General features: G+C 72.4%; 13 protein-coding genes. 5 read left to right on the forward strand and 8 right to left on the reverse strand.

Annotated features, from left to right (window positions below):
* Positions 1 to 124: 124 nt before the first annotated feature.
* The 4 genes from AQJ30_RS34805 (at position 125) to AQJ30_RS34820 (ending at position 5,036) form a co-directional block, all read left to right on the forward strand.
* Entirely contained in the window at positions 125 to 1,384 is a 1,260-nt protein-coding gene (locus tag AQJ30_RS34805) for a citrate synthase (RefSeq protein WP_067241848.1), read from the forward strand.
* Positions 1,385 to 1,582: 198 nt separating this feature from the next.
* Complete coding sequence (locus tag AQJ30_RS34810) at positions 1,583 to 2,527, forward strand: ferredoxin family protein (protein ID WP_067241850.1); 945 nt, start codon at positions 1,583 to 1,585, stop codon at positions 2,525 to 2,527.
* A 161-nt stretch (positions 2,528 to 2,688) separates the two neighbouring features.
* Entirely contained in the window at positions 2,689 to 4,359 is a 1,671-nt protein-coding gene (locus AQJ30_RS34815; protein ID WP_067241852.1) for an ATP-binding protein, read from the forward strand.
* Positions 4,356 to 5,036: a response regulator gene (locus tag AQJ30_RS34820; RefSeq protein ID WP_067241854.1), complete on the forward strand. Its 681-nt coding sequence runs from the start codon at positions 4,356 to 4,358 to the stop codon at positions 5,034 to 5,036. Before AQJ30_RS34815 ends, AQJ30_RS34820 begins: the two co-directional genes overlap by 4 nt.
* A gap of 40 nt (positions 5,037 to 5,076) precedes the next feature.
* On the opposite strand, the gene AQJ30_RS34825 is transcribed toward AQJ30_RS34820, so the two are convergent.
* The 3 genes from AQJ30_RS34825 to AQJ30_RS34835 all read right to left on the reverse strand — a co-directional run bounded on the left by AQJ30_RS34825 (position 5,077) and on the right by AQJ30_RS34835 (position 7,872).
* Positions 5,077 to 6,132, reverse strand: coding sequence for an ABC transporter substrate-binding protein (locus tag AQJ30_RS34825; protein ID WP_067241856.1), 1,056 nt, complete (start codon positions 6,130 to 6,132; stop codon positions 5,077 to 5,079).
* A 71-nt stretch (positions 6,133 to 6,203) separates the two neighbouring features.
* A complete protein-coding gene (locus AQJ30_RS34830; protein ID WP_067241858.1) occupies positions 6,204 to 7,067 on the reverse strand; it encodes an ABC transporter permease in 864 nt (287 codons plus the stop codon).
* Positions 7,057 to 7,872, reverse strand: coding sequence for an ABC transporter ATP-binding protein (locus tag AQJ30_RS34835; protein ID WP_067241860.1), 816 nt, complete (start codon positions 7,870 to 7,872; stop codon positions 7,057 to 7,059). The genes AQJ30_RS34830 and AQJ30_RS34835 overlap by 11 nt, the downstream gene beginning before the upstream one ends.
* 165 nt (positions 7,873 to 8,037) lie before the next feature.
* Here AQJ30_RS34835 and AQJ30_RS34840 point away from each other — a divergent pair, with 165 nt between their 5' ends.
* Positions 8,038 to 8,730 carry a response regulator gene (locus AQJ30_RS34840; RefSeq protein ID WP_067241862.1) on the forward strand — a complete coding sequence of 231 codons (693 nt, stop codon included), beginning with the start codon at positions 8,038 to 8,040 and terminating at the stop codon, positions 8,728 to 8,730.
* A gap of 46 nt (positions 8,731 to 8,776) precedes the next feature.
* On the opposite strand, the gene AQJ30_RS34845 is transcribed toward AQJ30_RS34840, so the two are convergent.
* From AQJ30_RS34845 to AQJ30_RS34865, 5 genes are all read right to left on the reverse strand, one after another.
* A complete protein-coding gene (locus AQJ30_RS34845; RefSeq protein ID WP_067241864.1) occupies positions 8,777 to 10,369 on the reverse strand; it encodes a solute symporter family protein in 1,593 nt (530 codons plus the stop codon).
* Entirely contained in the window at positions 10,366 to 10,911 is a 546-nt protein-coding gene (locus AQJ30_RS34850; protein ID WP_067241866.1) for a DUF485 domain-containing protein, read from the reverse strand. Before AQJ30_RS34850 ends, AQJ30_RS34845 begins: the two co-directional genes overlap by 4 nt.
* A gap of 94 nt (positions 10,912 to 11,005) precedes the next feature.
* Entirely contained in the window at positions 11,006 to 11,692 is a 687-nt protein-coding gene (locus AQJ30_RS34855) for a response regulator transcription factor (protein ID WP_067241868.1), read from the reverse strand.
* Positions 11,689 to 12,840, reverse strand: a complete 1,152-nt coding sequence (locus tag AQJ30_RS34860; RefSeq protein WP_067241870.1) for a sensor histidine kinase — start codon at positions 12,838 to 12,840, stop codon at positions 11,689 to 11,691. The genes AQJ30_RS34855 and AQJ30_RS34860 overlap by 4 nt, the downstream gene beginning before the upstream one ends.
* On the reverse strand, positions 12,837 to 13,364 hold the full coding sequence (locus tag AQJ30_RS34865) for a CcdC protein domain-containing protein (RefSeq protein ID WP_067241872.1): 528 nt from the start codon (positions 13,362 to 13,364) through the stop codon (positions 12,837 to 12,839). The genes AQJ30_RS34860 and AQJ30_RS34865 overlap by 4 nt, the downstream gene beginning before the upstream one ends.
* Between the last annotated feature and the right edge of the window lies 1 nt (position 13,365).

The raw sequence follows: 13,365 nt of genomic DNA on the forward strand, positions 1-13,365 counted from the left end.
CCCTCGACCTGAGCACGAGCTGATCTCGAACTGACCTCTTATTGATCCGACTGTGCATACTTGACTTGAGATCTGTCAATGTTGATTGAGTCAACATAGCTGCGCTGCGGATACGGTGACTGGCATGCGTGATCAGGAACACGGCCCCGGCCACCCCGAACGACGACTGAGCACCAAGGAGGCCGCCGAACTGCTCGGCGTGAAGCCGGAGACCGTCTACGCGTACGTCAGCCGCGGCCAGCTCAGCAGCCGCCGCGTGCCCGGCGGCCGGGCCAGCACCTTCGACGCCAAGGAGGTCGAGGCGCTCGCACGGCGCAACCGCCGGGAGAGCGCCGGGAGTCCGGGCTCCGGAGCGGAGCTGTCCGTGCGCACCAGGCTCACGTTCATCGACACCGACCGGTACTACTTCCGCGGCGTCGACGCCGTCGAGCTGGCCTCCCGGCACTCCTACGAGGAGGTCGCCGAGTGGCTGTGGACCGGCCGGCTCCAGCCCGGCGCCACCCTCACCGCGCCCGAGTCCTCCGTGGCGGCGGCCCGCCGCGCGGTCGACGCACTGCCTGAACACACCGGCCCCACCGACCGGTTGAGGGTGGCCGCGATCGCCGCCGCGACCGCGGACCCGCTGCGCTTCGACCTCTCCGAGGACGCCGTGCTCGCCACCGCGCGCATCCTCATCCCCACGCTGGTCGCGGCCCTGCCGCCCCGCCGGTACGACCACCGGGACCAGGGGCCGCTGGCCCAGCAGCTGTGGGGCCGGCTCAGCGGCCGGGACGCCGACGAGGCGTCACTGCGCGCCCTCGACACGGCCCTCGGGCTCCTCGCGGACCACGACCTGGCCGCCTCGACCCTGGCGGTCCGCGTGGCCGCCTCGGCCCGCGCGCACGCCTACGCGGCCGTGTCCGCCGGACTCGGCGTGATCGAGGGGCCCCTGCACGGCGCGGCCAGCGGTCTCGCCCACCGGCTGCTGCTGGAGGTCCTCGACCAGGGGGACGCGGGCCCCGTGATCGCCGAGGAACTGCGGGCGGGCCGCCGCGTCCCCGGCCTGGGCCACCGGCTCTACCCGGGCGAGGACCCCCGCGCGCGTGCGCTGTTCGCCCTGTTGGAGGACATCCCGGCCGCCGGACCGGCCCTGGCCGCCGCCCGCGACGTCGTCGCCACCACCGCCCGCCACGCCCCGCTGCACGCCAACGTCGACCTGGCCCTGGCGGTCCTCACCGTGTCGTCCGGGATGCCGTCCACGGCGGGCGAGACGGTCTTCGCCGTGGCGCGCACGGCGGGCTGGATCGCGCACGCCCTGGAGGAGTACGGCGAGCGGCCGCTGCGGATGCGGCCCAGCGGCCACTACGTGGGACCGAAGCCGCCCCAGGCGCTGCCGGAGGCGTAGGACGCGCGTCGATCCCTGCCGAGTGCCGCGAACCGCGCGGCCCGCGCATGGGAGGCGTGCGCACGGGAACCCAGAGGTCATGCACGGCCTCCGCACGCCGAACGCCCGCCCGGCCGACCCCGCGGCCCGAACCGGTCGGAGCAGGACACACCGGCGCCCGGAAGCCACCAGGGACCAACTCAGGTTAGGCTCACCTCTGTGAGTACGTGCGCGACCGACTCGCGAGACCTCGGCGAGCCGCTTCCCGGAACCGCGGCCACGGCAAGGACCTGGATCCTGCTGGAGCAGCCGGGCCCCTGGGGTGCCGAAGCGCTCACGTCGAGCCATCTCGACCCGGCGCTGGGCCGGGCCCTGCGCCGGGCCGCCAAGGGCACCGGCGTACGCATCGCCCTGATCCGCCGCCCGGGACGCCACGCCGACTTCGGCACGCCGCCCGTGCGCCGGGTGTTCGCGGCCCACACGGTGCCCGGCCGCGTGTGGCTGCGCACCGCCACGACCAGCGACCCACGGCGGCTCCTGGACCTCGACTTCGACGCGCTGAGCCGCGGCGACCACCGCACCTTCGACGCCGCGCTCGACGGCCGCGCCCACACCGGTGACCCGCTCGCCCTCATCTGCACCAACGGCAAGCGCGACCGCTGCTGCGCCCTCCTGGGCCGGCCGCTGGCCGCCGAGCTCGACGCGTCGGACGTACCGGGCGTGTGGGAGGTCACCCATCTGGGTGGTCATCGCTTCTCCCCCACGGTGCTCGTCCTGCCGTACGGCTACGCCTACGGCCGCGCCGAGGCCCACGGCGTCAAGGAAGTCCTGCGCGGCGTCAAGGAGGGCCGGATCGTCGTGGACGGCTGCCGGGGCAGCTCGGCCTGGGACCGGCCCGGTCAGGCGGCCGAGCTGGCCGTGCGCCGGGCGGCCGACGAGTACGCGGCGGAGGCGCTCGCCGTCGTACGGACGACCGGTGAGGGACCGCGCCGGGAGGTGACCGTGGCACACGTGGACGGACGCCGGTGGCTCGTGACGGTCGCCCAGGGCGCCTCGCTCCCGCCCCGCGCGGAGAGCTGCGGGGCGTCGGTCCTCGGCGCACCGGCGCAGATGGACGTGGTGGCGGTGCGCGAGCTGGGACGAGTGGCGGCGCTGGCGAGCTGACGCGGGGAACGGTGCGAGCCGTCATCTGCGCGGACCGTCGGCGTCTGCGGATCAATCAACCGGTGGATCAATGGATCACTCAAGAGATCCATGCCACACCTTGCACCGATCCACGCCCCGCCCCTACGACTCGGCCGACCCGTCCACGTACCGTCGTCGGCATGAGCCCCACTCCCCCCGCCCGCCGCCTGCGCCTGGGTCTGCCCCGGCGGGTCTTCTCGCAGGTGCTGCTGATGCAGGTGGCGATCGCCGCGGGAGTCGCGGTGCTCGCGACCGGCCTGTTCCTCGCGCCGCTCAGCGACCAGCTCGACGACCAGGCGATGCGCCGCGCCCTGGCCATCGCGAGGACCACGGCCGAGATACCGCAGATCGCGGAGGACCTGCGGAGCACGCCGCCGACGGTCGACGGCCCGGTGCAGCGGCAGGCGGAGCGGATCCGCAAGGCAAGCGGGGCCGAGTACGTGGTCGTGATGGACACCGCCGGCGTGCGCTGGTCCCACCGCGACCCCGACCAGGTGGGCGGTCACGTTTCGACCGACCCCGGGCCCGCACTGGCGGGTCACGACGTCATGCAGATCGACACCGGCACCCTCGGCCGCTCGGCGCGCGGCAAGGTGCCGCTGCGCGACAGCACCGGCAGGATCGTCGGCGCGGTGTCCGTCGGCATCGAGTACGACAGCGTGCGGGACCGGTTGTTCCACGCGATCCCGGGGCTGCTGGCGTACGCGGGCGGTGCGCTCGCCGTGGGCGCCCTGGCCGCGTGGCTGATCTCCCGACGGGTCCAGCGGCAGACACGCGACCTGGCCTTCTCCGACATCTCGGCGCTGCTGGCGGAGCGCGAGGCGATGCTGCACGGCATCCGGGAGGGCGTGGTCGCCCTGGACCGCGCGGGCCGCGTCCGGCTGCTCAACGACGAGGCGCAGCGCCTGCTGGGCATCGGCGAGGAGTCCGTCGGCCGGACCCCCGACGAGGCCCTGGGCGAGGGGCGTACGGCCGACGTGCTGGCCGGCCGGGTGACGGGCACCGACCTGCTCACCGTGCGCGGCCAGCGCGTCCTGGTCGCCAACCGCATGCCCACGGACGACGGCGGTGCCGTGGCCACCCTGCGCGACCGGACCGAGCTGGAGGAGCTGGGCCGGGAGCTGGACTCCACGCGCGGTCTGATCGACGCCCTGCGCGCACAGGACCACGAGCACGCCAACCGCATGCACACGCTCCTCGGACTGCTGGAGCTGGAGATGTACGACGATGCCGTGGAGTTCGTGGGCGAGGTCGTCGGCGACCACCGGGTCACCGCGGAGCAGGTCACGGAGAAGGTCCATGACCCGCTGCTGGCCGCTCTGCTGGTCGGCAAGGCGACCGTCGCGGCCGAGCGCGGGGTCGCCCTGTGGGTGTCCGACGGCACCCGGCTGCCCGACCGTCTCGTCGATCCGCAGGGGCTGGTCACGGTCGTCGGCAACCTGGTCGACAACGCCCTGGACGCCGTGGCGGGCACGCGCCACGCGCGCGTGGAGGTGGAGCTGCGCGTGGAGGGCCGTACCGCGGTGCTCAGCGTGTGCGACACGGGTCCCGGGATCCCGCCGGAGCAACGGGAGTTGATCTTCACCGAGGGCTGGTCCACGAAGAAGCCGCCCGCCCACGGCAAGCGGGGCATCGGGCTGTCCCTGGTGCGCCGGCTCGCCGAGCGGCAGGGTGGCAGCGTGTCGGTGGACGAGGCGGACGGCGGCGGCGCGCGGTTCACGGTCGTCCTGCCCGAGGCGCTGGCCGCGCCGGACCTGGAGCCCGCCCTGACCGCGGGCCCGCACGACACCGCCGAGGAGGAGTCCCGATGATCGAGGTGCTGGTCGTGGACGACGACGCCAGGGTCGCCCAGGTCAACGCCGCGTACGTGGAGAAGGTGCCCGGCTTCCACGTGGTCGGCGAGGCACACAGCGCGGCCGATGCGCTGCGCCGGATGGAGGCGCTGCCCCGCCTGGACCTCGTCCTGCTGGACCACTACCTGCCCGACGAGACCGGTCTGGAGATGGTCCAGGAGATGCGCCGGCGCGGTCACCAGACGGACGTGATCATGGTGACGGCGGCGCGTGACGTCTCGACGGTGCAGGCGGCGATGCGCCACGGCGCCCTGCAGTACCTGGTCAAGCCGTTCGCGTTCGCGGGCCTGCGGGCCAAGCTGGAGGCGTACGCGGAGCTGCGGCGCACCCTCGACGGCGGCGGTGAGGCCGAACAGTCCGACGTGGACCGCATCTTCGGCGCCCTGTCGGCGCCCTCGGAGCCGGGGCTGCCCAAGGGCCACTCCCCCACCACTGCGGAACTGGTCCGCCGGTGCCTGATGAATGCCGACGGTCCCCTGTCGGCCCAGGAGATCGCCGACCGGACCGGGGTGAGCCGCCAGACCGCCCAGCGCTACCTCAAGCTGCTGGAGCGCACGGGCCGCGCGCGGCTGACCCTCAAGTACGGCGACGCGGGCCGCCCGGAACACCGTTACGTGTGGGCGACCCGCGGCTGAGGCACGACGGCACGGCTCGCCGCGCGTGCCGGCCGGGTGGTCAGCCGGTCGCCTTCTGGACGAACTCGGTCGTGTACGTCCGGCTCAGGTCCACGTCGGCGTTCTTGATCGTGGGGTTGAACGCCTTGAGGACCTTCTCCACGGTCTCCGGACCGTTCTTCGGCATCACCCCGTCGTCGGTGAACATCGGCAGCGTGCTCTTGATGGCCGACGCGTAGAGCACCTTGTTGCCCTGCGAGTAGTCGGCCGGCATCTTGTCGGCGATCTCCGTGGCGCTGTGGGTGGACATCCACTTGAGCGTCTTGACGAATGCATTGGCCAACTTCTGCACGGTGTCCTTGTGGCCGTTCACCCAGTCCGTCTGCATGTACAGACTGGACGACGGGTACGGTCCGCCGAGCGCCGCCTCCGACCCCGCGGGGGTGCGCATGTCGAGGAGGATCTTGCCGGCACCCTTGTCCAGGACCGTCGCGACGGTCGGGTCGGTCGTCATGCCGCCGTCGATGGCGCCCTTCTGCAGCGCGGAGATGAACGTCGGCCCGGCACCCACGGCGACCGGGGTGAACTCGCTGACGTCCACGCCGTTCTTCACGGCGAGGTACTTGGTGAGGAAGTCCGTCGAGGAGCCGAGGCCTGTGACGCCGAGCTTGCGGCCCTTGAAGTCCTTCGGCGAGGTGATGTCGTCCGCCCGCTCGGTGGAGACGACCTCCACCTCACCGGGGGCGTGCGAGAACTGCACGACCGATTCGACCTCCTTGCCCTTCACCTGGAGGTCCAGCGTGTGGTCGTAGAAGCCGACGGCCCCCTGCACCTGCCCCGAGACGAGCGCGGTCTCGGCCTGGACGCCGGCCGGTTCGCTGAGCAGTTCCACGCTGAGGCCCTCGGCGTCGAAGTAGCCGAGCCGCTGGGTGAGCATGGCGGGGAGGTAGATGACCTTGTCGAGTCCGCCCACCATGATCTTGACCTTGGTGCCCTTGCCGTCCCCGCCGGAGCCGGACGAGGCGGTGCCGGCGGCGTCGTTGGCGCAGGCGGTGAGGGAGGCGAGGGCGAGCAGGCCGGCGGCGGCCAGGGCGGTGCGCCTGACGGTTGTGCGCATGACGGTTCACGTCCTTGAGGGAGGCGGTGCGGCGAAGGGAGGGGGAGGAGGTGGCGCGGGGGCGTCCGGGTTCAGTGGTCGGAGCCGGACGTCTTCCACCGGAAGATGCGGCGCTCGGCGAAGGTGAGCAGCCCCTCGGCGACGAGGGCGACGGCCGCGAGGATCACCATGGCGGCGTACACACCGGCCGCGTTGAAGGTGCCCTGGGACTGCGCGACGAGCAGGCCGATGCCCTTGGTCGCGCCGATGTACTCGCCGACGATGGCGCCGATCAGGGCGAAGCCGAAGCTGACGTGGAGGCTGGTGAAGATCCACGAGGTGGCCGAGGGGATGACCACCTGGAGGGTCACCCGGCGGTCGCTGGCGCCCAGGATGCGGGCGTTGGCCACGAGGTTGCGGTCCACCTCGCGGGCGCCCTGGAAGGCGTTGAAGAACACCGGGAAGAACACCAGCACGACGGCCGAGGCGACCTTGGAGGCCGGACCCAGTCCGAACCAGATCACGAAGATGGGCGCGAGGACGATCCTGGGGATCGAGTTGAGCACCTTGATGTACGGACCAAGGACGTCGGCGAGGAAGGTGATCCGTCCCAGGGCGATGCCGAACACGACGCCGGCGACCACCCCGATGATCCAGCCGAGCAGCGCTTCGTGGAGCGTGTACCAGATCTGTTCGCCCAGCGAGCCGAGCGCGGTGCCGTGGGTGACCCAGGTGGAGATCTGGTCCCAGATCTTCGACGGCATGGAGAAGTTGAACGGGTCGATGACCTCGGCTCGGGACAGCACTTCCCATAGGCCGAGCACGGCGACCAGCAGCAGGACGCGCGCGCCGGTGACGACGATCCTGCGTCTGCGGGCGGCACGCGCGCGTGAGTGGGCGCGGTCCGGTGTCTTGACCGTGTCGACGACAGGTTGACTGAGCACCTCAGGCGACATGAGCGGCTCCCCTTTCGCGGGTGATGCGGACCTCTTCGCCGAGGGACTCCCAGATCTCGCGGTAGATGTCGATGAACCGGGGCTCCAGGCGCACCGACTCGACCTTGCGCGGCCGCGGCAGGTCGATGTCGAAGACCTGCTTGACGGTGGCGGGCCCCGCGGTCATCACGACGACCTTGTCGGCCAGCGCGATGGACTCCTCCAGGTCGTGGGTGACGAAGACGACGGAGGCGCCCGTGCCCTCCCACAGCTCCAGCAGCTCGTCCGACATCAGCGCCCGGGTCTGCACGTCTAGCGCCGAGAACGGCTCGTCCATGAGCAGGATCTCGGGGTCGTTGACGAAGGTCGCGGCGAGCGCGACCCGCTTGCGCTGGCCGCCGGAGAGCTGGTGGGGATAGCGGTCCTCGAAGGCGGACAGGCCGACCCGGGCCAGCCACTCGCGCGCCCTGCTCTTGGCCTCGGCCTTGGGGACGCCCCGGAAACGGGGGCCCGCCATGACGTTGGACAGGACGGTGCGCCACGGGAAGGTGGCGTCCTGCTGGAAGACGAAGCCGACCTTGTCGCCCACGCCCCGCACCGGCTGCCCGGCGACGAGCACCTCGCCGTCGGTCGGTTCCTCCAGGCCGCTGACCAGGGTCAGCGTGGTCGACTTCCCGCAGCCGGTCGGCCCGACGACGGCCACGAACTCGCCGCGCCCGACGGTGAGGTCGAGTTCCCGGACGGCGGTGTGCAGACCCCCCGACGGGGTCCTGAACGTCTTGCTCGCGCCCCGCAGCTCGATGGCGGGGCTGGTGTGTGCGCTCATGGCCGGGGACGGTAGGTGTGCCCGGCGTCACGGCATCAGCCTTGTGCGCACATGCCCTTCTTTTGCTTGCAACAGGCTGTTGTGCTCGTTTTGCTCGCGCTAGAACAACGGAGCCGAAACACGGGCGTCACACGCGCCCGCCAGGCCTTGAGGGAAAGAGGCCCGATGATTGACGTCCTGGTGGTGGACGACGACTTCCGTGTCGCAGAGATCAACGCCAAGTACGTGGGGAAGGTTCCCGGCTTCCGGGTCGCCGCCCGCGCGCACAGCGCCGCCCAGGCGCTGGCCGCCGTCGAACGCGGCGGCATCGACCTGGTGCTCCTCGACCACTACCTGCCCGACCGGACGGGCCTGCACCTCGTGCACCGCATGCGGGAACAGGGCCACGGCACCGACGTCATCATGATCACGGCGGCCAGCGACGTCACGACGGTCCAGGCGGCGATGCGCCTGGGCGCCCTGCACTACCTGGTGAAACCCTTCACCTTCGCCGCCCTGCGGGCCCGCCTCGACTCCTACGCCGCACTGCGCCGCACCGTCGACCGCGTGGGCGGCCACGGCCTCACCGGACAGGAGCAGGTGGACCGTATCTTCGGCGCCCTGCGCACCGCAGCGGTGCCGCCCTCCCCCGGCCTGCCCAGCGGCCACTCGGAGCCGACGACCGACCTGATCTGCGCCGTCCTGCACCGCGCGGGCCACCCCCTGTCGGCCCACGAGGTCGCCACGAAGACGGGCCTGAGCCGTTCCACCGCGCAGCGCTACCTCCGCCACCTCGAACAGGCCGGCCGCCTGCGCCTCTCCCTCAAGTACGGCGACACGGGCCGCCCGGAACACCGCTACGCCTGGGTGGCCCCGTAGCGGCTGCGCGACAGGCCATCCCGGCCCCGGCTGCACGGCCCACCGACTACACGGCTCCCGCACCCGTCAGCGACCGCACCTCGGTCTCCGCGTGCTTGGCCTCGTCGGCGACCTCGGCCGAGGTGACCGTGCCGAGCCAGCCCGCGAGGAAGCCCAGCGGGATGGACACGAGGCCGGGGTTCTGGAGCGGGAAGTACTGGAAGTCCACGCCCGGGAACAGCGACTCGGGACTGCCGGAGACCACCGGGGACAGCACGACGAGCACCAGGGCCGGCACCAGTCCGCCGTACACCGCGTACACCGCTCCCCGGGTGGTGAAGCCTCGCCAGAACAGCGAGTAGAGCAGGACGGGCAGGTTGGCGGAGGCGGCCACCGCGAAGGCGAGCCCCACCAGGAAGGCGACGTTCAGGTCGCGGGCGAGCAGGCCGAGCGCGATCGCCACCACACCGATGCCGACGGCGGCCGCCCGCGCTACGGCCACCTCGCTGCGGGGCTCGGCCCGTCGGCGGCGCAACGACGCGTACAGGTCGTGGGCCACCGACGCGGAGGACGCGAGCGTGATGCCGGCGACGACCGCGAGGATCGTGGCGAAGGCGACGGCGGCCACGACGGCGAACAGGACGGTGCCGCCCGTCGAGTCCGACCCGCCGCCCAGGTCGAGCGCCAGCAGCGGGACCGCCGTGTTCCCGGCCGCGTTGGAAGCGCGCACCGCTTGCGGGCCCACGATGGCCGCCGCGCCGAAGCCCAGGACGATGGTCATCAGGTAGAACCCGCCGATCAGCCCGATCGACCACACCACGGACCGCCGCGCGGCCCGGGCGGTCGGCACGGTGTAGAAGCGCGACAGGATGTGCGGCAGGCCTGCGGTGCCCAGCACCAGGGCCAGCCCGAGACTGATGAAGTCGAACCGGGCCGTCCAGTCCCCGCCGTACTTCAACCCCGGCGCGAGGAACGCGTTCCCGTGCCCGCTGCGCTCGGCCGCCGTGAGCAGCAACCGGTCGAAGTCACCGTGGAACCGCACCAGCACCAGCGCCGTCAGCGCCACGGTGCCGCCGAGCAGCAGGACCGCCTTCACGATCTGGATCCAGGTGGTGGCCCGCATCCCGCCTAACGACACGTAGATCACCATGAGCGCGCCGACGCCCACCACGGTCCAGCACTGGGCCGCCGCGCTGGTGCGTCCGAGCAGCAGCGCCACCAGGCTGCCCGCACCCACCATCTGCGCGACCAGATAGAGAACGGACACGGTGACCGACGAGGTTCCCGCGGCGATCCGCACCGGCCTCTCGCTCATCCGGGCCGCGACGACGTCGGCCAGCGTGAACCGGCCGCAGTTGCGGACCAGTTCGGCGACCAGGAACAGCACCACCAGCCAGGCCACGAGGAAGCCCACCGAGTACAGCAGCCCGTCGTAGCCGAACAGCGCGATGAGCCCGGAGATCCCGAGGAACGACGCGGCCGACATGTAGTCGCCCGCGATGGCGAAGCCGTTCTCCATGGGCGAGAACAGGCGCCCGCCCGCGTAGAACTCCTCGGCCGAACCGTGCCGGTCGCGGCTGACCCAGGTCGTGATGCCCAGCGTGACCGCGATGAACGCGCTGAACAGCACCAGGGCCAGTGTCTGATGGTTGCCGGTCACGCCGCACCGCCCCTTGCTCCTCGGGTCAACTCCTGGGTGTCCCAGCGCAGTTCCAGCGCGGCCCGGTCCCTGCGCAGCCGGGCGTGGCGCGCGTAGGCCCAGGTGAGCAGGAACGTGCTGAGGAACTGTCCGAGTCCCGCCACCAGCCCCACATTCACTGCCCCGGCGACGGGACGCGCCATGAAACCCGGCGCCGCCGTCGCCGCCACGACGTAGGCCACGTACCAGAGGAAGAACGCGACGCTCGCTGGCACCACGAACCGCCGGTACCTGCTGCGCACTTCCTGGAAAGCCGGGCTGCCCTGCACCTCGAGGTAGACCTCGGCCGCCGCCACGTCGTCGTCCTGCCCCTGCCGAGCCGCCGGCACCGGGGCGGCCACCGTGCTCGGCTCGCCCCATCCCGAGGAAAGCGCGTCGTACCAGGGGTCGTCGAACGGCACGTCCCCCGGCATGTCGGCGGAGGCCGGACCCCGCGCCTCGTGGTGCCCCTCCGATGGGCCGGAACCGTCCCCGCCGCGCACGCGACCTTTGCTGAACTGCATGCCCAAGGATGGACAGAACGGGCCGATCCCTGACTTCTCTTCCCCGCGCTCTTCACCCCATCAGGTGACCTGTCCGGGGCGGCCCCGTCGGGCTTCACTCCGCCGGTGGCCGCACCAGCCCCTTCCCGTACGCGTACCGCACGGATTGGGCCCGGTCCTTGATGCCGATCTTGGCGAACAGGTTGTTGATGTGCGTCTTCACGGTGGCCGTGGACACGTGCAGCTTCTGGGCGATCTCGTGGTTGCTGAGCCCTTCGGCGATCAGGACCAGCACCTCGGCCTCCCGCGCGGTGAGCCCGTCGGGCGGTTCGGAGAGTGGGGGCGGCGGTGCCGGCGCGGGTTCCGAGAGGCGCTCGAGCAGCCGTCTCTGGATGCTCGGGGACAGGCCCGCGTCCCCGGACAGCACGCTCTCAACCGCCCGCAGGATCTCATCGCCCCCGGCGTCCTTGGTGAGGTAGCCACGCGCCCCGGCTCGCAGCGCGGGGAACAGCGAGTCGTCGTCGGCGAACGTGGTGAGCACCACGACCTGCGTCTGCGGGTGCTCCGCCCGGATGCGCCGGGTGGCCTCCACGCCGTCGCACCGGGGCATGCGCAGATCCATCAGCACCACGTCGGGGGCGACCTCGGCGACGAGCCGCACGGCCTCCTCCCCGTCGCCGGCCGCGCCCACCACCTCGATGCCCGGCAGCAGCCCCAGCAGCATCACGATGCCCTCACGGACGACCGTCTGGTCGTCCGCGACGACGACCCGTGCGGGCCGCCTCCCGGCCTCCCCGGTCATACCGGCACCCTCAACCTCACCGCGAACCCTTCCTCGTCCGGTCCGGCCTCCAGCGAGCCGCCCAGCAGTTCGGCGCGTTCTCTCATCCCGAGCAGACCGTACCCGCCGCCCGCGCCCGCCAGTTCGCCCGGCGGGCCGCCCGAGTCCCGGACGTCCAGGGTCACTTCGCCCGGCCCGTACTCCAGCCGTACCCGCACCTCGGCCCCCGGGGCGTGCTTACGGACGTTCGTGAGCGCTTCCTGGGCGACTCTGCGCACCGCCTGGGACGCCTCGGCCGGCAGCGGTCTGCGCTCTCCCCCGATCGTGACCTCGGCCCGGGGCGCCGTGCTGACGAGCTGGGCCAGGAAGTCCTCCAGCGGGGTCAGTTCACCGCGCAGCGCGGACAACGCCTGCCGGGTCTCGTCGAGGCCGTCCCGGGCCATGCCCCGCGCCGCGACCACTCGCTCGAGGACCTGCTCGCGCTCCGCGCCCCGCTCGATCAACAGCCGGGCCGCTTCCAGGTGCACCAGCTGAGCCGAGAGGCTGTGCGCCAGCACGTCGTGGATCTCCCGGGCGATCCGGGCCCGCTCCGCCAGGGCGGCCGATTCCGCCTCGGCCACGCGGGCCGCCCTCTCCTGGGCCAGCAGTCGCTGGGTGTTGCCGCGCGCCTCGGCGTCCAGCCGGAGCGTGTACCCGGCCAGCGCCATCCCTCCGGCGGTCACGGCCGCCGTGGGCCAGCTGTCGTTGTCGACCATCGCGAACGAGGCCAGCGCGAGCGCGGCGGTCGGCAAGCCTGCTCCCAGCGGCAGCCGCTCCAGCGCGGTGATGGCACACCCGCAGCACAGGACGAGTGCGGGCGAACGGAAACCCAGGGCGTATCCCCCCACCGCGAGGCCCAGCAACAGGGCAATGTGGGCCAGGGAGGGCCACAGCCGGTGTTCGAACGTCGTCCGGAAGAAGGCCCAGGCGAGGGCTCCGGCGAGGAGAACGCCGGCCACTCCGGCCACCAGGCCCCAGCCGTGGGCCCGGCTGCTGTGGAAGGCGGCCGTCAGCAGGACCCCGAGGACGAGGAGCCGTACGGCCCAGGCGATCAGACGCCGCGCCCGGGAGGTTCCCTCACGGCCGAGGGCTTCGCGGGACGGCCAGCGGGTCAGGGCGCTGTCGGTCACACGCGCTCCTTCCGCCATCGCGGGGACCGGGACACCTCGTCACCGTACGCCGGGGAACCGGCGGGCCCCTGTGCCCAGCGCGCCCGCTGGACGAGGACCCCGGAGCGGACGAGCAGGGTGGCCGCGAGCGCGATCATCAGGGCGGCGCTGCCCTGGTGGACACCGAGGGCCGTGCCCAGTGCGAAGAGACCCACCCGCACGGCTATGCCCACGAGCCACACCGCCGCACTCGCCTTGGTGCTCTTGCTCCACACCGTGCCGTCCGGTTCCGTCCACAGACGGGTGGTCCAGGCCCAGCCGGCTCCGATCGCGAGGCCCACCAGCAGTTCAGCAGCGAGCAGGGCGGCCGAGGTGACGCCGTGGCGGGCGTAGAGCAGTCCCGGTTCGCGCAGTGCCACGACGACGAGGATCCCGGGCAGGAGCCACCAGCGCCGGTCGGCGTCGATCCGGACGGCGCGCATCTGCCGTGCGATCACCAGGGCGGCCACGGCCACGATCACCAACGCGTCGACGAGCCCGGACATC

Source organism: Streptomyces longwoodensis, assembly GCF_001514125.1.
Taxonomy (GTDB): domain Bacteria; phylum Actinomycetota; class Actinomycetes; order Streptomycetales; family Streptomycetaceae; genus Streptomyces; species Streptomyces longwoodensis.